This is a genomic window from Bacillus paramycoides (assembly GCF_038971285.1).
Lineage (GTDB): Bacteria > Bacillota > Bacilli > Bacillales > Bacillaceae_G > Bacillus_A.
In genome coordinates, this window is sequence record NZ_CP152427.1 from 4,090,207 (window position 1) to 4,110,282 (window position 20,076).

27 protein-coding genes are annotated in these 20,076 nt (G+C 35.7%); 9 read left to right on the top strand and 18 right to left on the bottom strand.

The window, feature by feature from the left end:
• Positions 1–46 precede the first annotated feature (46 nt).
• Positions 47–535 (bottom strand): YqhR family membrane protein, encoded by a 489-nt coding sequence (locus tag AAG068_RS21095; RefSeq protein WP_342715712.1) that lies wholly within the window; start codon positions 533–535, stop codon positions 47–49.
• Positions 536–779: 244 nt separating this feature from the next.
• On the opposite strand from AAG068_RS21095, the gene AAG068_RS21100 reads away from it, so the two are divergent.
• Positions 780–1,700: a DUF1385 domain-containing protein gene (locus AAG068_RS21100; RefSeq protein WP_000807112.1), complete on the top strand. Its 921-nt coding sequence runs from the start codon at positions 780–782 to the stop codon at positions 1,698–1,700.
• Between the two features lie 79 nt (positions 1,701–1,779).
• Positions 1,780–2,181, top strand: coding sequence for an SA1362 family protein (locus AAG068_RS21105; RefSeq protein WP_001014455.1), 402 nt, complete (start codon positions 1,780–1,782; stop codon positions 2,179–2,181).
• On the opposite strand, the gene AAG068_RS21110 is transcribed toward AAG068_RS21105, so the two are convergent.
• From AAG068_RS21110 to splB, 3 genes are all read right to left on the bottom strand, one after another.
• Positions 2,178–2,840 (bottom strand): HAD family hydrolase, encoded by a 663-nt coding sequence (locus tag AAG068_RS21110; RefSeq protein WP_342715713.1) that lies wholly within the window; start codon positions 2,838–2,840, stop codon positions 2,178–2,180. The genes AAG068_RS21105 and AAG068_RS21110 overlap by 4 nt on opposite strands.
• Before the next feature lie 53 nt (positions 2,841–2,893).
• Positions 2,894–3,322, bottom strand: a complete 429-nt coding sequence (mntR, locus tag AAG068_RS21115) for a transcriptional regulator MntR (protein WP_001143073.1) — start codon at positions 3,320–3,322, stop codon at positions 2,894–2,896.
• A 144-nt stretch (positions 3,323–3,466) separates the two neighbouring features.
• Complete coding sequence (gene splB / locus AAG068_RS21120) at positions 3,467–4,492, bottom strand: spore photoproduct lyase (RefSeq protein ID WP_342715714.1); 1,026 nt, start codon at positions 4,490–4,492, stop codon at positions 3,467–3,469.
• 270 nt (positions 4,493–4,762) lie between these two features.
• On the opposite strand from splB, the gene AAG068_RS21125 reads away from it, so the two are divergent.
• Positions 4,763–5,602: a hypothetical protein gene (locus AAG068_RS21125; protein WP_342715715.1), complete on the top strand. Its 840-nt coding sequence runs from the start codon at positions 4,763–4,765 to the stop codon at positions 5,600–5,602.
• A gap of 27 nt (positions 5,603–5,629) precedes the next feature.
• On the opposite strand, the gene AAG068_RS21130 is transcribed toward AAG068_RS21125, so the two are convergent.
• Positions 5,630–6,466 (bottom strand): lipoate--protein ligase family protein, encoded by an 837-nt coding sequence (locus tag AAG068_RS21130; RefSeq protein WP_061185687.1) that lies wholly within the window; start codon positions 6,464–6,466, stop codon positions 5,630–5,632.
• 170 nt (positions 6,467–6,636) lie between these two features.
• On the opposite strand from AAG068_RS21130, the gene AAG068_RS21135 reads away from it, so the two are divergent.
• Complete coding sequence (locus AAG068_RS21135; protein ID WP_000108655.1) at positions 6,637–7,020, top strand: rhodanese-like domain-containing protein; 384 nt, start codon at positions 6,637–6,639, stop codon at positions 7,018–7,020.
• Between the two features lie 39 nt (positions 7,021–7,059).
• Here AAG068_RS21135 and AAG068_RS21140 read toward each other — a convergent pair whose 3' ends face one another.
• Positions 7,060–7,596, bottom strand: coding sequence for a DNA polymerase III subunit delta (locus AAG068_RS21140; RefSeq protein WP_342719799.1), 537 nt, complete (start codon positions 7,594–7,596; stop codon positions 7,060–7,062).
• A gap of 314 nt (positions 7,597–7,910) precedes the next feature.
• Between AAG068_RS21140 and AAG068_RS21145 the strand changes: the two genes are divergently transcribed.
• From AAG068_RS21145 to AAG068_RS21165, 5 genes are all read left to right on the top strand, one after another.
• The gene (locus tag AAG068_RS21145) at positions 7,911–8,888 is read left to right on the top strand and encodes a LacI family DNA-binding transcriptional regulator (RefSeq protein WP_342715716.1); all 978 of its coding nucleotides are present in this window, start codon (positions 7,911–7,913) and stop codon (positions 8,886–8,888) included.
• Between the two features lie 96 nt (positions 8,889–8,984).
• A complete protein-coding gene (locus AAG068_RS21150; RefSeq protein WP_142337310.1) occupies positions 8,985–9,566 on the top strand; it encodes a TetR/AcrR family transcriptional regulator in 582 nt (193 codons plus the stop codon).
• 71 nt (positions 9,567–9,637) lie between these two features.
• Positions 9,638–9,970: a DMT family transporter gene (locus tag AAG068_RS21155; protein WP_000312348.1), complete on the top strand. Its 333-nt coding sequence runs from the start codon at positions 9,638–9,640 to the stop codon at positions 9,968–9,970.
• A 1-nt stretch (position 9,971) separates the two neighbouring features.
• Positions 9,972–10,286, top strand: coding sequence for a DMT family transporter (locus AAG068_RS21160; protein ID WP_000312621.1), 315 nt, complete (start codon positions 9,972–9,974; stop codon positions 10,284–10,286).
• Between the two features lie 15 nt (positions 10,287–10,301).
• Positions 10,302–10,559: a DUF3975 family protein gene (locus tag AAG068_RS21165; RefSeq protein ID WP_342715718.1), complete on the top strand. Its 258-nt coding sequence runs from the start codon at positions 10,302–10,304 to the stop codon at positions 10,557–10,559.
• 17 nt (positions 10,560–10,576) lie between these two features.
• Here the strand turns inward: AAG068_RS21165 and AAG068_RS21170 are convergent, their stop codons facing one another.
• The 12 genes from AAG068_RS21170 to gcvT form a co-directional block, all read right to left on the bottom strand.
• On the bottom strand, positions 10,577–10,765 hold the full coding sequence (locus tag AAG068_RS21170) for a hypothetical protein (protein ID WP_342719800.1): 189 nt from the start codon (positions 10,763–10,765) through the stop codon (positions 10,577–10,579).
• Positions 10,766–11,011: 246 nt separating this feature from the next.
• Positions 11,012–11,638: an ABC-2 transporter permease gene (locus tag AAG068_RS21175; protein ID WP_342715719.1), complete on the bottom strand. Its 627-nt coding sequence runs from the start codon at positions 11,636–11,638 to the stop codon at positions 11,012–11,014.
• The gene (locus tag AAG068_RS21180) at positions 11,622–12,245 is read right to left on the bottom strand and encodes an ABC-2 transporter permease (protein WP_342715720.1); all 624 of its coding nucleotides are present in this window, start codon (positions 12,243–12,245) and stop codon (positions 11,622–11,624) included. Before AAG068_RS21180 ends, AAG068_RS21175 begins: the two co-directional genes overlap by 17 nt.
• A 32-nt stretch (positions 12,246–12,277) precedes the next feature.
• Positions 12,278–12,910 (bottom strand): ABC-2 transporter permease, encoded by a 633-nt coding sequence (locus AAG068_RS21185; RefSeq protein ID WP_342715721.1) that lies wholly within the window; start codon positions 12,908–12,910, stop codon positions 12,278–12,280.
• Positions 12,911–12,924: 14 nt separating this feature from the next.
• Positions 12,925–13,593, bottom strand: a complete 669-nt coding sequence (locus tag AAG068_RS21190; RefSeq protein WP_342715722.1) for an ABC-2 transporter permease — start codon at positions 13,591–13,593, stop codon at positions 12,925–12,927.
• The gene (locus AAG068_RS21195) at positions 13,574–14,446 is read right to left on the bottom strand and encodes an ABC transporter ATP-binding protein (protein ID WP_342715723.1); all 873 of its coding nucleotides are present in this window, start codon (positions 14,444–14,446) and stop codon (positions 13,574–13,576) included. Before AAG068_RS21195 ends, AAG068_RS21190 begins: the two co-directional genes overlap by 20 nt.
• Before the next feature lie 3 nt (positions 14,447–14,449).
• Entirely contained in the window at positions 14,450–14,824 is a 375-nt protein-coding gene (locus AAG068_RS21200; protein WP_048531120.1) for a GntR family transcriptional regulator, read from the bottom strand.
• Positions 14,825–14,940: 116 nt separating this feature from the next.
• A complete protein-coding gene (locus AAG068_RS21205) occupies positions 14,941–15,132 on the bottom strand; it encodes a hypothetical protein (RefSeq protein WP_000535935.1) in 192 nt (63 codons plus the stop codon).
• Between the two features lie 70 nt (positions 15,133–15,202).
• Positions 15,203–15,406: a DUF3929 family protein gene (locus AAG068_RS21210; protein ID WP_000639160.1), complete on the bottom strand. Its 204-nt coding sequence runs from the start codon at positions 15,404–15,406 to the stop codon at positions 15,203–15,205.
• 360 nt (positions 15,407–15,766) lie between these two features.
• Entirely contained in the window at positions 15,767–17,242 is a 1,476-nt protein-coding gene (gene gcvPB, locus AAG068_RS21215; protein WP_000795696.1) for an aminomethyl-transferring glycine dehydrogenase subunit 2, read from the bottom strand.
• Entirely contained in the window at positions 17,239–18,582 is a 1,344-nt protein-coding gene (gene gcvPA, locus AAG068_RS21220) for an aminomethyl-transferring glycine dehydrogenase subunit 1 (protein ID WP_000903231.1), read from the bottom strand. Before gcvPA ends, gcvPB begins: the two co-directional genes overlap by 4 nt.
• Positions 18,583–18,602: 20 nt before the next feature.
• A complete protein-coding gene (gcvT, locus tag AAG068_RS21225) occupies positions 18,603–19,703 on the bottom strand; it encodes a glycine cleavage system aminomethyltransferase GcvT (RefSeq protein WP_342715724.1) in 1,101 nt (366 codons plus the stop codon).
• Between the last annotated feature and the right edge of the window lie 373 nt (positions 19,704–20,076).

A 20,076-nucleotide genomic window follows, 5' to 3' on the forward strand; every position in this document is an offset into this window, starting at 1 on the left:
AAAACTCCTTAATATTAAATGTCTATACAACATTTTAACATAGGAGTTACTTATTTGAATAGTTTGTCTTCTCTTCCCCTTCTCGCTCGGCCTTATTGGTATTTACTGCGTAAGAAACAGAGTATGCTATAAACACACCATACAATATAAAAATGCATATCGTCGTCACAAGAGTTTCTCTCGGTAAATGGAGTGCGCTTTTAATTGCAGGCGCTATTAACCCCATTCCGAAAAATAATAACGCCCACCAAAAAAGACCATAAATCATCCCTGGAAGAATTCCTTCAAACTTTGCCAAAAACGCTTTATACAAAAAGGCAATTAAAATCGAAAGTAGTGCCATACAAACAATTCCTGACACATTGCCCCATACACCTTCTTTCCAGCTTCCAAAGGCAAATGGTAATAATAAATAGTTCGGTCCCGCTTCCGTAAATGAAAATATATGAAGGAAATACCATATCCCTCCCCAAAAGAGTCCACCAAATAAACCAATTTGTACAAAATTCCTTGTTCCTAATTGTTCTTGACTCACATCGCCACCTCCGCTCAATAGTATGCCCGAAACTATTTTGAACCATGTTTAAATACTGCGAAATTTGTCTATAAAAAGAATAAGAAATGTCCGACTCTCGTAACATTTTTCCTTGTCATATACTTGTATTTATCGATAAAATAAAGGAAACTCGGTGATTGTCTTATTTCAAAACGACAGAACCCAGTATGACAATTGCCTCTTTTTCTACATAAGAGAGAAACAAATACAGGTTGGTGTTAACATGGCAGAAGAGTCAAAACAAATATATGGCGGGCAAGCAGTCATAGAAGGAGTTATGTTTGGCGGTAGAGAATATACTGTTACAGCGGTTCGTCGTAAAGATAAATCGATTGAATTTTATCGATTACCACGCGTTCGTAATAAAGCATTATCTATCCTAAAAAAAATTCCATTTTTACGAGGGATTGCCGCTATTGTGGATGCAAGCGCAAACGGAGCAAAACATTTGAACTTTGCTTCAGAACGATTTGATGTCCACCCAGAAGAAGACGAACAAATTGCAAATAAAAAAGAAGAACAATCGAAGTTAACGATGGTATTAGGAGTTGCAGCAGTTGGCGTTTTATCTTTCATATTCGGTAAAGTCATTTTCACAGCAGTCCCTGCACTACTAGCTGAATTAACGAGACCGATTTTCCCATCTCATACAGGGCAAATCATTGTCGAAAGTGTCATTAAGCTCATGCTATTATTGAGCTATATATACTTTATTTCTTTAACTCCACTTATTAAGCGGGTCTTTCAGTACCACGGTGCGGAGCATAAAGTAATTAATGCCTATGAGAATAATCTTTCACTGACTGTAGAAAATGTGCAAAAACAAACTCGCCTTCATTATCGCTGTGGCAGTAGCTTTATTATATTTACAGTCATTATCGGAATGTTTGTTTATTTCCTTGTCCCTACAGATCCACTGTGGGCCAGAGTCGTAAACCGAATTTTATTAATTCCTGTCGTTCTCGGCATTTCTTTTGAAGTGTTACAATTTACGAATCGCTTACGCGATATTCCAGTATTACGCATACTTGGATATCCCGGATTATGGCTACAACTATTAACAACGAAAGAACCAACAGATGATCAAGTGGAAGTAGCTATTGCATCGTTTGAAGAATTATTACGTTTAGAAAACAAACAATAATTATTTAAAAATGGTGTTCAACTCCTTTCCTCATCGTTAATATACTAATTTTAATATATGTTTTTAGGAGGTGTTCCTTATGAACGGTCGTTCGTTTACTTTCGCTATATTTGTGCTTATTATCGGATTAGCAATATTCGGCCTTGTTTCATCTGTCATTACAAACCCAATGGGAGTGTTAAGAAATATTGGTATCATGTTGGCTGTCGTTGGTATCTTTTATCTACTCTACAAAATGTTTACAAACTCTAGCGGTTCAGCAAATTCGCAAAGCTCATATAAGCGTGCTGCAAAACAATCGAGCCGCAAACATGGGAAACAAAATGTAGCACCCCTAAGCAATTCTTTCTTTAAATCAAACGCTTCTAATGACAAAGGGAAAAAAGGCACTCCTTCCACTTTGAAGCGAAAAAGAAAACAATCTCATTTAACTGTCATTGAAGGTAAAAAAAACAAAAAGAAAGACCGTGCTTCCTTTTAGGAAATACGGTCTTTCTTTATATTTTGCAGTACTTCTTTCAAACTTTTATCTTTCATACTTTCAATTCTAAGATGATGATTTTCAAACGGTAATTTCCGTGTCACATCATTAGGCACAACGACGCACTTTAACCCTGCTGCAATCGCTGCTTTCAATCCGTTTAACGAGTCTTCAAATACAACAGCCTCAGACGGATCAATCCCTAAATCTTCTATCGCAATTTGATAAAGTGCTGGATCTGGTTTTACCTTTTCAACATCTTCTCTCGTTTTGATAACTTCAAAATAATCTCGAATTTGTAGCTCTTCCAAAAAAGAAACCACCCATTCTCTAGATGAACTAGAAGCTAACGCAATTTTTAATCCCATTTCTTTCGCTTCTTCTAGGTATTCTTTTACCCCGTCACGAGCTTCTGGTGTTTTCATTTTTTCTTTATGTAAAATTTTCACTTTTTCTTTTAATGCATGCTTGTTAAACTTCTCTTTTAATTGCTCATTTAAATATGCATACAGTACATCATCTGTCGTTCCAATACACTTTGCAAATTCCTCTAAAGGTAAATCTCCACCGTACTCACGAACGGCGTCTCTGAAAGAGTGAAACCATATTGTTTCTGTGTCCACAATTAATCCATCAAAATCAAAAATAATTGCTTTCATAATTCTCCCATCCTTTTCGATTGAAATAAAAAAGGAAACGACATACGTTCCCCTTAATTACTTTTCTCTTCATTTGCCTTTTGAACACCACGAAGGGTTTCCACTCGAACCTCATCTTGTTCAAAGTATTGCACTAAATCACCAATGCGATCAATTGCTTCCCAACTTAAATGATGTTCAATTCCTTCTACATCATTGTAAATCTTACTTTCATCCACACCGATAATACGCATAAATTGCTCTAGCAAGTCATGACGATATACGAGACGTTCTCCGATTTTTTTACCTTTTGATGTTAATACAAGCCCTCTATATTTTTCATAAATTAGATATTCATCTTTGTCTAATTTTTGCACCATTTTTGTTACAGAGGATGGATGTACACTAAGCGCTTCAGCAATATCAGATACGCGGGCATAACCCTTTTCATCAATCAACAAATAAATTTGTTCAATATAATCTTCCATACTAGGGGTAGGCATCGGTTTCCTCCATCCAATTTCATTTTGCTCATTCCGTACGAAGCAATCAATAAAATGATACACCAGAAAGAATAACGTGACAAGTTGAAAACAAGCCTAAATATATAAAACAAAAAAGAATCTGTATTTGTATACAGACTCCTCTTAAGTAAAGTATTGTATTTCTGCATCAGGGAAAAACTCATGTATATAACCTCTTATTGTTTCTTCTAATACTGCTGCGTCATCTTTTTTATATACGTATTTCCCAATGCCGTACCGTCCCCATTTATATTTACGCTTCTCTTCATCCATTTCAAGCTTTGTACTCGGATAACGCTCTTGTATGACCTTTTTTGCAGGTTTTGTAAAGCGATGTTGAATTAATTCAAATGTTAAATTCGGTATGGACAAATCTTTTAGTGTATTATACAGTCGCTCAAATAGTTCACGATATCCTTCTTCCCATCCTTCATGCATATAAAGTGGCGCAACTATAAAACCAAGCGGATAACCCGCGCCTGCTACTTTACGAGCCGCTTCAATTCGTTCTTCAAACGGTGACGTCCCCGGCTCAAAATTTTTAATCACATACCGTGAATTAATACTAAACCTGAAACGAGTTTTCCCGTTATGTTTTGCGTCTAACAAGTGATCAACGTGCGAATATTTCGTAACGAAACGTAAACGCCCATATTCACTTTCTCCAATAAACTCTATCGCCCGCTTTAATGCATGTGTTAAATGGTCAATCCCAACGATATCTGATGTACAAGCCGCTTCAAATCTTGTTATTTCAGGTGCTCTTTCATCCATATATTGCTGTGCCTTCTCAAATATTTCATCAAGATTAACGTATACGCGAACGTAAGGCTTACTCCCAAGTGTCGTTTGCAAATAACAATAATGACAATGTCCCATACATCCTGTTGCGAGCGGAATCGCATATTCAGCTGACGGCTTTGACGTATCAAATTTTAATGTCTTCCTCACCCCAACGACAAGCGTTGCCTTTGCATTGCGATATTTTTGCAAATCATTTTCACCTGGCAAATTTCTAATTTGATTATGGGATGTCGTTTCACGAATTTCTAATCCCATCTTCGTAAACTTCTCATACAGCTCTTTTCCAAGTGGATATTCAAGTGCTTTCGGTTCAAAGTAAACAAGTTTTGGCATAAACGGTTTCATATACTTCCCTCCTCTCGTTAGTATGGGGCACGTGGAAAAATTAAAACGCATTAAAGTTTTCCACGTTTTAACAGCCCTTCAAAAGGCTGTTTTTCTTCTGTCTAATTTTACAAATTGAAAAATTTCATAAAGAAAATAAGAAAAATGCAAAATAATTAAAGTTAATTGTTGACGTGATGCTTTTATTATCGGTATCATAAATCTTCGTGAGCAATTATTTTTCGTTATACGATTTTTTATTATTACTGAATTTTTGAGAGGAGAAATTAGATGTCAGTTAAGAAGAAAACGCAAGTACGCACCGGCAAAATGGTACGTGAACTAATGTTAGCAGACGAAGATGTAAATGCTTCGCTAATTATGGTATATAGTGAAAACGGTGTAAACGCAGAAATTAAAATCGAGGGCTTAACGCCGAAATGTAACGAAGAATTATTTTTGAGCGGAAACGTGGATTGGAACAAGAGTGTTATTTATAAAATTGTTGATTTCACTGGAAACGCTGAAGTTGGTAAAGTTACATTAACAGCGATGAACAAAAATAATGTTTCTCTAGAAATAGAACGCGTTATGTGGAGTAAAGAAAATAAAGAGGCTACTGAGCAAGAAGAAACAGTTGTAGAAGCTACTCCGAAAAAAGAAGTAGTTGTAGAAGCTCCAAAAGTAGTTACAGCTGCTCCAAAACCTGTTACGCGAGTAGAAACACCTGTAGCACCTAAACCTACTCCGGTACCGACACCGAAACCAGTAAGTGTAGAAGCTGCTGTGGAATTATCTACTCCAGCACCTGTGAAAAAAGAAGTACCAACTCCAGTTACAAAGCAAGAGACAGCACCGGTCGCGCCTGCAAAACCGAAGCAGCCTGCTTTGACTGAAACAAATTCAAAACTACAAGAAAATTATGTGAAACTCGTGAAAAAGACAATTGAAGTTTGTCAAGATTACGAGCTTGGCATCGACATAGATGATTCTATTGAAGGATTAAAAGAAGAGCTACAAAGCCAAGGTATTAGCGTTACATTCGACAAAGAAATTATGGACGTTGTAAATCGCCTTCGTTCTTTACAAGATAAAGGAATCAAAGTAGAAAAAGTACTTAATTTACTATAAAAAATAAGAGGTGGCAATTGCCACCTCTTATTTTTTATAATTCCATTCTTTACTTTCATACTTCTCTTTTGCTAATGTTTGCACTTCATGTAATTGTTCTTCTGTTAATTTATACGGAACAAGCTCTACATCTAATCCTTTTTCAAACCCAACCTCAAACGCTTTAATTAACTGCTCGATTGTAAACGTACGGTCTGTTAATTCATTAATTGCTACCGCTTTAGAAGAGAACATACTCTTCATACGTTCTTTTACACGTTCATTTGGGAATAAAAACAGATCGTATAATTCATCTAAATCTATTTCTAATGGAATCGATCCGTGCTGTAAAATAACACCTTTTTGACGTGTTTGAGCACTACCTGCGATTTTTCTTCCTTCTACTACAATTTCATACCAAGATGGTGCATCAAAACATACGCCTGAGCGTGGATTTTTCAAATTTTCACGGTCTGCTTCTGTTTTTGGAACTGCATAATACGCTTCTAACCCTAATGCTTTAAAACCGTCTAATAAACCTTGCGAAATAACACGATACGCTTCTGTAACTGTTTTTGGCATATTTGGATGATCTTCAGACACAATAACACTGTACGTTAATTCTTTATCATGTAGTACACCCCTGCCGCCTGTTTGACGACGAACGAATCCATATTTCTTTTCGTTAACTACATCCATATTAATATCTTTTTCAACACGCTGGAAATACCCGACTGTTAATGTTGGTACTTCCCATTCATAAAAGCGAATAGTTGGTGGCATTTTCTTTTCACTTTGCCAGTTTAATAAACATTCATCTAACGCCATATTAAATGCCGGTGAACATTGACCAGAGTTAATATAACACCATTTTTCTTTTCCCATCCTGCACCTCATATAACCAATTATTTTTCACATTCTCTAGTCTACCAAATTCGACAAAATTTGTGAAAGAATACGAAATTTCTTCTTATATACAAATGAATCTGTTGCATAAATACATATGGGCATTATAATATTGAAAGTAGGATAAGAAAAAAGGGAGCGATAGAATCGTGTCAACAACTTGGATTATTTTATTAGCCGTAATCGTAGCGTTCATCGGTTACACTGTATGGATGTATTTCTATCAGAAGAAATTAATTACAACACTTTCAGAAGAAGAGTTTCGCGCTGGCTACCGTAAAGCACAGCTTATCGATATTCGCGAAGCAGACGAATATACTGCAGGACATATTTTAGGCGCACGTAACATTCCGTTATCACAAATTCGCCTTCGTCATAAAGAACTTCGTAAAGATCAACCAGTTTACTTATACTGCCAAAGCGGATTCCGTACTGGTCGTGCGGCTCAATACTTAAAGAAACAAGGCTACAAAGATTTCTACCAATTACAAGGTGGATTCAAAACGTGGACTGGAAAAATTAAAAAGAAATAATAACATATAAAAACTAGCTGAATGATTCAGCTAGTTTTTTCATTTCATATTATTTGCAATGTATAATAAATTTTTCTTAATCACATCTTGATCATTTTCTTGTGCATTACGATACAAGAGCTGATATTCAAGTCCTTTCTCTTTCCATATAAGCGTAGCAAATTCATCTCCTCGCTCGGCTTCATCCTTATTTTTAAAATAAGCGAGTGCTCCATTATTCAATTTCATTTGTTCTTGAAATCGCTTCTCTTCCACGAGATTTGGAAAACTATAAGGAAAGTTTGCAACATTTAACTCAATATATTCATTTCTACCTGGCTCCTGCTGTTTATATTTAATCATGACAACAGCCTTCTTTTTTCCAATCGTTCTGACTTCCCCCTTCACATCACTCGTAATGTCATACGGTAAAAACGCTGGCACTTTAAATTTCACTGAAAAATATTTTGGAAGCTCCTTCAGCGGAATTGGATCCGTAACACGATCTATAGTTCCTCCTGTTGTTCCTACAAATTGTTTTTCTTCTTGTATCGTTTGCTGAAACGAACATGAACTTAGTACGAAACTAGAAAACACGAAACAAATGATCCTTTTTTTCAATTTGTTTCCGCCCTTTCATACCGCCCTCTTAACGAACGAAGCGTTTATATGCTCTTCATATTCGCTTCGCTACCAAACTCCACCTTTGAAAACTTTCCACGTTATTCTCACACATTTTGACAAAACTATTTTGCAAACAAAAAGACCCCTATCATTCTTACGCCCAAGTGAAAAGGTTACGCGAATAAAAAGAAGCCTTATTCATACCATAGTTTGTGAAAAGCTTTTCAGGTCAAGATTTTTTCATTCTTATTATTTTCCCTTTATAATAAGGGGAAGAGGTGATACATATGGCCAATATAAAACAAATTGCAAAAACCGCTGGTGTATCCATATCAACTGTTTCCCGCGTCCTTAATAATCACCCTTACGTAAAAGAAGAAAAACGTAAGCGTGTTCTCGATGCTGTTGAAGAATTGAACTATGCAAAAAATATAAATGCTATTCATTTAATAAAGGGAAAAACATATACGATCGGTGTGATGCTCCCTTTCATTAATCTTCCATACTTCAGTACCATTATTGAAGGAATCGGAAACGAAGCGTTAGCAGCTGGATATCATATTAATTTATGTCAAACAAATTACGATAGCATTGAAGAAATTCGTGTTCTTGAAATGATGAAAATGAAGCAATTCGACGGGATGATTATTTGCTCTCGAACGAGTTCATGGGAACAAATTGAACCTTTCGCAAAATTTGCTCCTATTATTTCATGCGAAAAAATGAACCACCCCCTCATTTCATCTGTCTACGTAGATCATTATGAAGGCTTCCGTCTCGGCACCGCCTATTTACTCAGTAAAGGCCATGAAAAAATCGGGATTTGTTTAGCAAGAAAAACAAGTGTAAATTCTATGGAACGTGAAAAAGCATTTGCTGATACACTTCGTAATGAATGCAAAACGTTACATCCCGAATGGATTTTTCATCAATGCTATACAATGCAGGACGGTGCAAGAATACTCCACCGTATTTTAAACATGAAAAATCGTCCAACCGCTATTTTTACAGCGAACGATCAAGTTGCAGCTGGTTTATTAACAGAGGCTCGAAAACATGGCATTCGAGTACCCGAAGACCTTGCTATCCTTGGATTTGATAACCATGAAATTTCAAAGGCGTTAGAAATTTCCACAATTGAACATCCCGGTCTCGCAATGGGCTCACATGCTTTTTCTTTATTCCATAAGCAGATCCAGAGCGAGCAAATTGTCGGTAGCGCAAAAGAGCTTTCATTCCATTTAATTGAGCGAGAGACTATCTAAAAAGAGCGTTACCTATAACGCTCTTTTTCAGTTCTTTACCTATTGACTTTATATTTTCCATCTCATATAATGAACCTAACGAACGGTAGGTAGGGGATGAAAATGACAGCAAACCGCATTAAAGCTGTAGCACTTTCTCATTTCGCACGCTACGGCTACGAAGGAACTTCATTAGCAAATATTGCTCAAGAAGTTGGGATTAAAAAGCCATCGATTTACGCACACTTTAAAGGAAAAGAAGAGCTATATTTTATATGCTTAGAATCCGCTCTTCAAAAAGATTTACAGAGCTTCACAGACGATATCGAAAAATTTTCAAATTCGTCTACTGAAGAATTGCTCTTACAGTTACTAAAGGGCTATGCAAAACGATTTGGTGAAAGTGAAGAATCAATGTTTTGGTTACGAACTTCTTATTTTCCGCCTGATGCATTTCGCGAACAAATTATCGAAAAAGCGAATGCACACATCGAAAACGTCGGAAAACTTTTATTCCCTATATTTAAACAGGCAAACGAGCAAAGTGAACTGCATAACATTGAAGTGAAAGACGCTCTAGAAGCTTTCCTATGCTTACTGGACGGACTTATGGTTGAACTACTATTCGCAGGTTTAAATCGCTTTGAGACTCGTTTAAGCGCCTCTTGGCAAGTATTTTGGCGAGGCCTTTCAAACTGACGGATTGCTCCTTTGCAATGCGTCGTTTTTAAGCCCTTTACCTAACGACTGGTAGGAAGGAGAAATGACATATGGCATGGATTTATGTAATCTTAGCTGGTATTATTGAAATCTTTTGGGTTATTGGACTAAAACACGCGGAGGCACCACTTGAATGGGCTGGCGTTGCATTATTAATTACAATTAGTTTCGTTTTATTATTTAGAGCTTATAAAGATTTACCTGTTGGCACTGTATACGCCGTCTTTACAGGAATTGGAGCTGGTGGGATCGTTCTGACAGAGATTTTCATCTTTGGAGAACCTTTCTCTATTGTAAAAGTTTTATTAATTGGCTTAATCTTCTTCGGCGTAATTGGTTTAAAACGAGTAACAGAAGAAAAAGAAGCGAAGGAGGCCGCATAAAATGGCTTGGGTATTTTTAATTCTAGCTGGTATTTGTGAAATTATTGGTGTACTCTTTATGAAAGTAGCCACTGAAAAGAAAGGCTGGGCACCAAAAGTTATTTTGATCGCTAACTTCGGCGTAAGCTTCTTCTTCTTATCACTTGCGATGGATACACTACCGATGGGAACTGCTTATGCGATTTGGACTGGAATCGGAACTGCCGGAAGTGCACTTCTAGGTATTCTTATTTTCCGTGAATCAGCGGATTGGCGTCGTCTTGCCTTCTTAAGCTGCATTCTATGCGGCGCTGTTGGCTTAAAACTATTAAGCTAACGTGAGGTGAATGTCATGTGGAAAGAAAAAGGGAAGCAACTGTTAGCATGGATTACACTCGGGATCGTCATTCTACTGCAAATCAGTTTTCATATAATAGAATGGTTATTTCATAGGGTAGTATCCATTCTCACATTCCTTCCTAACATGACACTTGAAATTATATCAATCGTTTGGTCCATCATTGCCTCCATTGCAATCGTCATTATATGGAGTATCGCCAAACTATGGAATAAATTATTTAAAAAGGACAGTACTCCTGAAAAAGAGTAACTGTCCTTTTTTTATATTCATTCAGACTTTCTGTAGAAGTTTGATGTAATAAGACAAAGTAGACCAACTATGGCAATACTTATACCAATTCCTTTATGCAAATTAGGAATTGGTGATGGTATATCTGAGTAAAAATTTGCTAATATGAGACCGATTGAAAATAGAAATATTCCTATTCTATATAACCATTTTCTTTTGTTCATCATTCTCCCCCTAACATTTTTCATACATTCCTTTCTGTTGGACATACTACCTAAAAAAGGAGTGGATAATATGCAAAATTCCGTACATAAGCAGATCCTATTTTTATTTTTCCTCTTTCTCATTCTCGTTATCGTTTTCAGCTTTATATTACATACTCCAAAAGATGTTATACCGAATAGTCTCTCTGTTTATAAACTTTTACTTTCCTATTGTCGTTATTGAAGAAGGTGCCTTATATAAGGCACCTTTTAAAATTCTCTTTTCTCATACAATTTCACTGAAACGAAGATAGATATTATGAACATGCATATCGAACTAATGAATAACACGCTGTTATATAGTTGAATTTGTTCTAGGTTGATTCCAAAGAAAATAGAAGAAACAGCCATAGGTGCTATTAGTATAAAAATCGCAATAAAAATAGTTTTTTTATACGCTAGCCAAAACGATATTGGTAAAACAAAACTTAAATACATTAAAATCAAGCTAATACTAGCAACCATTGTCGTTTCAATAAATTCAAATAGGTTAACCCTACTCTTCATTCCCATCGTGAAACAACCGACCGTTACGCTTATAAAAATAATAATAATTGCTACTATATATTTCGCATACACAATTTGTTTTCTCCATATTGGTAAACTACTTACTATAACTTCACTCTCATTTTTACTATCTGCTTCAAACGTCTTTACTGTTGCCCCAATTGTAAAAATTACTGACATAATTATGAACAAATTTTCCGTATCTGTTAAGGCCATATAAAAGAAAACAGGATACAGTATGTACCAAATTAAAAATTTCCATTGAATGATGAAATCTTTTAAAATTAGTTGTTTCAAAACTATTATCCTCCCCTCATAAATCACGCTCATTATACAAGTTAATTGAGAGTAACATAGACATAACATATAAAAGAAGCAATCCTGCTATAAAGCAACTATTTACGACTAGACTCATGCTCCAAACATTTTCTACATCTAACCATACTTTACTTACAATCAGTCCACTTAAATAACCAAATGCAATTCCGATGAAGGGAGCAATTTGTTTTGCACTGCTATATCCTACTGAAAATTCAATTGGGAGTATAATTATGCTACAAACAAACCCACCTGTTATACCTCCAAGAATTTCTCCCCACAGCATAACTCCAGTCATATGCTCATTTTGTAGCTGTATTAAACCAACCACTAGTGAGAAACATCCACCTAGAGCAACTAAAATACTTACAAATATGTACGTCCCTATGACAATATCTTTACGGTCAAACGGTAAACTATTTACTATCATTTCACTTTTATTTTTCCCCTTATAACTCATTGACAGTACCGTGCCAAGAAAAGGTATAGATACGCTAATCGTCATAAGGAAGCTATCACTACGAAAATCAACAATAGCAAGGAAAACCAAACATATAAGATAAACAAACCCTAATTTTCTTTGCAACATCATATCTTTTAAGACGAGTTGCTTGATCACGTATTACACCTCCTAATATGAAAATGTCCCTTCTATAACTCTGCCTCCTGAAACATTTTCATTGAGAGAAACATTGATACGAATATACTCACTAATACTCCGATACCAAGAACACCCATTGCTTGTGTAGCCACTTGAGAGTGAAGTACTTTTAACATAATTGTTTTATCACCAAAAACATTGCACATAAGGCCAATCATACCGGTTAAAGGCAAAACCATAATAACATTCAAGACAGAAGTAGCTTTATATCCTCCAATGTAATTAGTAGGTATCGTTACTACACAATAAATCAAAGTTGCTACTATTGCTGAAAATATCGCATATCCAGGAATAACTATATCTCTGTCCAATAAAATATTTCCTAATATTATGACTATAAAAGTTATACTCAAACCAGCTATAATAAATAATGAGCTTGAAATATATTTAGCTATGACTATCTCTTTTCTCGTTATAGGCAAACTCACTAATACTTTTTCTGTTTTACTTTTCTCCTCATGATAAAAAGAAATATAAATAATTGTACTACATGTTATAAATAATCCTATTGTAATCCCCATTGGTTGAACGGAATCCCTAAAAATAGATAACATAGGTATTAAAAAATAGAAAGGAAATATCTTCTTCTGTAAGAAAAACTCCTTCAAAATCAACTGTTGCATCTGAATTCTCCTCTCTATAAATCACGCGCTTCATAAATTTTAATTGTAAAAAACATAGAAATGATATAGACACTAGCTAATATGATTCCTCCAACTATAAATAAACCAATATGCATTGGATTCATAATCCACTCAATGAACGAAGGTGTTGTTTCATCCAATCCATCTCCTATGAATATCCAAGCAATTCCACCAACTACCATTGATGCTCCTGACACTATACTTCGTGCTATCTTTGACCTTGTAACATAATAACTAGGAAAGAATATTACAACAAAAAATATGGTGTAAACAGCTCCATTTATTACTTCATACCATGAAATCTCAATATGTAGATTAGGATGGTATGTACCGATATCACCAATAAAAGCAATGCCTCTTATAAGAAAAACAATCAACATAGTAGAGAGCATGCTACCTACAATAAATATTGCACAGGAAATATATCTAGCAATGACGATATCCTTTCGGCTTACCGGTAAACTATTTATAACAATGTCACTTTTATTCCTTTCATCCATAAAGATTAACGTCATAACCGAGGAAAGTGTTATAAATAGACAACTCATCGAAAATAACAATTCACTACTTGGATCTAACATAATTAATACAAGAGGCATAATTAGATTCACTAACCAAGTTACCCGAAAAAAGAACAAATCTTTATATACGAGCTGACGCATAGGCACTTCTCCCTTTCGCGGTGTAAACGATGATATCGTCCAATGTAGGCTTTTCTAGTACAACTTCATTTCCAAACCAATCGACAATTGCTTGTTTATCCTTCGCTAAACCTTCAAAACCAAATTTATTTTTTCTTAATCCAACAAATAGCTCTTTTCCTTCTCGGTCTAATAAATCATTACTTCCCTTTACGATTACGTAGTTCTCCATTAGTTCATCTTTCTCACCAGTAAATATAATTTCTCCATCGTTGATGAACGTAATGTAATCTGCGATACGCTCTAAGTCTGTTGTAATATGAGTTGAGAATAATACAGATACTTCATCTTCCATTACAATCTCTTGCAACATATCAAGTAATTCACTTCGAACAACTGGATCTAATCCTGCTGTCGGTTCGTCCATAATGATAAACTTTGCGTGGTGCGAGAGCGCGATGGCAATCGCAAATTTCATTTTCATTCCTTTTGATAATTCTTTAATTTTTTTATACTTTGGAACTTGTAATCTATGCATATACGATTGATACTGCTCTTCGTCCCACTTTTTATATAACGGTGCAATAATACGTTTCATTTGTTCACACGTTAAATCTTCGTAATAATGATTTTCATCATATACAAAACCAATATTTTGTTTTATTTCCTTTTCGGCTTTCTTATTGTCCTTGCCAAAAATTTTTATATCGCCGCTATCTTTTCTAATTAAATTCATAATCATTTTGATCGTCGTACTTTTCCCTGCTCCATTGGGTCCGACAAACCCCATAATATATCCGCGTGGCAGTGTAAAACTTATATTTTTCACTGCAAAATCTTGATAACTTTTACAAACATTTTTTAGCTCTAACATCCCTTATTCCCCCTCATATAAACACGCAATCATCTGCTGTAAATCTTCAAGTGAAAGCTGCAACGCTTTACTTTCATTTACAATCTCTTCCGCTTTACTTTCCAATAGACGAATTCGCTGTTCTTTTAGTAGTTCATTATTTTTACGTGAAACATAAGTCCCCTTCCCAGCAACAGTTTCTATATATCCTTCTTTTTCAAGCTCCTCGTACGCACGCTTCGTAGTAATTACACTAATTTGTAATTCTTTCGCTAAGCTACGAATAGACGGTAATTGGTCTCCACCCTTTAAACCACCATTTAAAATAAGCTGGCTTAATTGTTTTCTTATTTGTACATAAATAGGGTCTTGGGAAGAATTCGAAATAATAATATTCATGTTTTCCTCCAGTGTGTATATACTGTATATACCTTATATATACAGTATATACACACTGTCCTATTTTTGGCAAGAAAAAAAGACCAACATTTTCCTGTTGGTCTTTCGTATATGTATCACTTTTCAAAGCGATCTAACATCTCATCTCTCATTCCGAAACTCACTACCGCAATTCCTACATACATAAACAGAAGGAACGCCGGATGAACTGTGTTGTACCAAGTGCTATCAACAATTAAATAAATCGTTAATGCCACAACTAGAACAAACGCTAAGATAAACATATAAAAGTGTCTTGTACTACCCATGATAAACTCCTCTCTTCTCACTTCACCATTCAACAGTATATTTTATCGAATAATTCGATATGACTCAAGGTTAACTTTCTGTTATGTAATCCAGTTCCACCTTTACAATGTCCTCACATGCTATTGAAATGATCGTTCCTTGCTTATCAATTGCCGTCACTTCTCTATTATCCATTACACGATGCGCTACTCTTTCTAGCACTTTTCCTTGGTCTCGATAACAAAATTCTTTTACATCTTTAATCGTTTTTCCGTTTTCTAAATGGTATATCATTCTATAACACCGATATCCCACATTTTCACCCCCAACTTGCTCGTTTTTTCACATATACATAAAAATGAGTCATTCCTATCTCATTACATCTTCTTAATTTCAATAAAATTCTAACAAAAATAAATACTTTTATCAAACTGACTTTTTCAACAAAATCACCTATAAAACTGCTTCTTTACACCATTATGAAACAAAAAATATAAATTTTTAACATTTTCTTCACCACTTCTGCATAAAGTGAAACTTTAATCAGTGGGTGTTTTTTTCATCTCTACTGATTATCAGACCACAAATTGCGGAACAAATTCTCCATACAAAAAAAGAACTCGCATATAGCGAGTTCTTCCTTTGTTATTCTAATCAAACTTGTACAGGAGCTGGCTTTTCATAACGTAAAACTGGTTTACGTGCAGCCATTGTTTCGTCTAAACGTTTAATGACTGTTGTATGAGGTGCTTCTTGTACAACTTCTGGATTTTCTTCTACTTCTTTAGCGATCTGAATCATCTTATCAATGAAACCGTCTAATGTTTCTTTTGATTCTGTTTCTGTCGGCTCAATCATAATACATTCTTCCACATTTAATGGGAAGTAAATTGTTGGTGGATGGTAACCGAAATCAAGCAGGCGTTTTGCAATATCTAATGTACGTACACCAAGTTTCTTTTGACGACGACCTGATAATACAAACTCATGCTTACAATGTCTATCGAACGGAAGATCATAGAATGGTGCTAATCTTCTCATCATATAGTTCGCATTTAATACCGCATACTCCGTTACTGCACGTAATCCATCTGGACCCATAGAACGAATGTATGTGTATGCACGAACGTTAATTCCGAAGTTACCGTAGAATGGTTTTACGCGCCCAATTGCTTCTGGACGGTCATAGTTAAAGCGATAGCCATCTTCCGTTTTCTCTAAAATTGGTTTTGGTAAGTACGGAATTAAATCAGCTTTCACACCTACTGGACCAGAACCTGGGCCACCGCCGCCGTGAGGACCTGTAAATGTTTTATGAAGGTTTAAATGCACAACGTCAAATCCCATATCTCCTGGGCGCGCTTGGCTTAATACCGCATTTAAGTTTGCACCATCATAGTATAATTTACCGCCTGCGTTATGGACGATTTCTGCCATTTCTAAAATATTTTCTTCGAATAGACCTAATGTATTAGGGTTTGTTAACATAAGTGCTGCTGTTTCTTCGTTTACAACACGTTTTAAATCTTCTAGGTCAACAAGACCATGTTCATTTGATTTTACTGTAATTGTTTCAAAACCAGCTACAGTTGCAGATGCTGGATTCGTTCCGTGAGCAGAGTCAGGAACGATTACTTTCGTACGGTTAAAGTCACCATTTGCTTCATGGTATGCACGAATTAACATTAAGCCTGTCCATTCTCCGTGTGCACCAGCAGCTGGTTGTAATGTAACAGTATCCATACCTGTAATTTCAATTAAATGCTCTTGTAAGTCGTACATTAATTCCATTGCACCTTGTACTGTCTTTTCATCTTGCAACGGATGAATATTTGCAAATCCTGCGAAACGAGCTACACTTTCATTAATTTTCGGATTATATTTCATCGTACAAGATCCAAGTGGATAGAATCCAGAATCTACACCGTGGTTACGGTTTGAAAGTGCTGTATAATGGCGCATAATATCAAGTTCAGATACTTCTGGTAGCTCTGCATCTTCTACTCGAATATAATCGCTCTCAAATACATCTTCTAGTTTCACTTCTTCTACATCTAATTTTGGTAGGCTATATCCTATGCGTCCTTCTTTACTCACTTCAAAGATAAGTGCTTGGTCTTGGTTCTTCATTGGATAGCCCCCATTTCGTTTACAAGTGTGTCAATTTCCTCTTTTGTACGAAGCTCAGTTACTGCTACAAGCATATGGTTTTCATGCTCTTTATAATCACGGCCTAGGTCGTAACCGCCGATAATATTCTTTTGTAATAATGCATCGTTTACTTCTTTCACTGGACGCTTGCAATCTACAACGAACTCATTGAAGAATGGTCCAGCAAATGTTACAGTGAAGCCTTTCGCTTCAAATTGACGTTTTGCATATTGTGCTTTAGAAATGTTTTGACGTGCCATTTCTTTCACACCTTGTTTACCAAGTGCCGTCATTGCAACTGATGCTGCTAATGCATTTAATGCTTGGTTTGAACAAATGTTAGACGTCGCTTTATCACGGCGAATATGCTGTTCACGCGCTTGTAACGTTAATACGAATCCACGTTTACCATCTGAATCTACAGTTTGTCCGACAAGACGTCCTGGAATTTTACGCATAAATGCTTTCGTTGTTGCAAAGTAACCACAGTGTGGTCCACCAAACTGCGTTGGGATACCAAATGGTTGTGCATCACCGATTACAATATCAGCACCAAATTTTCCTGGTGGTGTTAATGCGCCTAATGATAATGGATTTGAAGAAACGATAAATAATGATTTTTGTTGATGAACGATTTTTTCAATATCAGCTAATTTTTCAACTTGTCCGAAGAAGTTTGGATATTGAACGATTACACAAGCAACTGTATCATCTACTTCACTTTGTAATACGTCTAAATCTGTTACACCATCTTTATGATTAATTTCAACAACTTCAAGATGTTGACCTTTTGCATATGTTTCAAGTACAGCTCTTGATTCTGGATGAACTGCGCTAGATACAAGAATTTTCTTTTTACGAGTATGGCCAGCTGCTAGCATTGCCGCTTCAGCTAAAGCTGTACCTCCGTCGTACATAGAAGAGTTTGCTACATCCATTCCTGTTAATTCACAAATCATTGTTTGGAATTCAAAAATTGCTTGTAATTCCCCTTGTGAAATTTCCGGTTGGTATGGCGTGTAAGCTGTATAAAATTCTGAGCGAGAGATAACATGATCTACAATTACTGGAGCGTAATGATCGTATACGCCTGCTCCTAAGAAAGAAGCGTACTCTTTTAAGTTAGCATTTTTACTAGCCATTTGAGATAACTCTTTTAAAAGCTCTGGCTCTGATTTTGCTTCTTTAATTTTTAAATCCCCTTTAAAACGAACACTCTCTGGAATATCAGAGAATAACTCATCAATCGTTTGAACGCCGATCGTTTGTAACATTTCTTTTTTGTCTTCTTCTGTCATTGGAAGATAACGATGCAACATGAAATCTACCCCTCTCCCCGTTACTTTGAACGTTTATAAAATGGTGTTGGAACAACTACTGCTTTGACGCGTTTATTACGAATTTCAATTTCTACTTCTGTATCAACTGCTGCGTATTTTACATCAATTAGTGCTAAACCAATGCTTTTCTTTAACGTTGGAGATTGTGTACCACTCGTTACTTCCCCGATTTTTTCTTCTCCAATAAATACAGGGTAATGCGTACGAGGAATTCCACGTTCAATTACTTCGATGCCGACTAACTTACGAGGCGCACCGTTTTCTTTTTGCTCTTTTAAAGTCGCTTTTCCAAAGAAGTCTGCTTCTTTATTTGGTTTTACCGCAAAGCCAATTCCAGCTTCAATCGGTGTAATATCTTTTGATAATTCTTGACCGTAAAGTGGTAATGTTGCTTCGAAACGAAGTGTATCACGAGCACCTAAACCACATGCTTTTAAGCCTTCTTCTGCTCCAACTTCAAGAAGTTTCTCCCAAAGTTTTGCAGCATCTTCACTCTTACAGTAAATTTCAAATCCATCTTCACCTGTGTAACCTGTACGAGATACAAGTGCTGGAATTCCATCTACAAGAATATTGTTTTTAAATTTAAAGAACTTAATTTCTTTCAAATCTTCTGACATAACTTTTTGTAAAATGCCTTCTGCTTTTGGTCCTTGAATTGCAAGCTGTGCAACTTCACTAGAAACATTGACTACTTTTGCATCGCCAATTACATGGCTAGCTAACCATTCGTAATCTTTCTCGATATTTGATGCGTTGATTACTAATAAATAGTCTTCTTCACCACGTTTGTAGATTAATAAATCATCTACTGTACCACCATTTTCGTAGCACATAGCTGTATATTGTGCGCCCCCCACCTTTAAGGTAGATACGTCATTTGTAACAACACGTTGTAAAAATGCTAAACTATCTACACCTTTTACCTCAACTTCTCCCATATGAGACACATCGAACAAACCTGCCGCTGTACGTACAGCTTCATGTTCTTCTTTAATGCTTGAAAATTGAACTGGTAACTCCCAACCACCGAAGTCGATTGTTTTCCCACCATACTTCGCGTATACATCAAATAACGGTGTACGTTGTAATGTAATCATGCTCTCTCCCCCTTATGCTCTGACAAATCAATAAAAGTTGTTTCCCTTATCTAAACATTTTCACTCTGAAAAGATAGGATATACGGAATCTCCTTATATTTTTTTATGAAAGCGTAAATAAAAAATCACTTTCTTGGATAAAATACGAAAGATTCCACACATTTCACACCATTATCCTAACATTATTCGCTATATTTCATCAATATTCTAGCATAAAAAATAATTTAGAATTTTTTATGCTTAATCTTATTACATACAGTTTTTTAGATTTAGCTCTTTATCTTTGTTTATTCTTTACCTTTCAACAAGTGTAATAGAGCCTTATTACAAGGCTTATAAATACAGATTTTTTAATAATTACTTTAGTTTATAA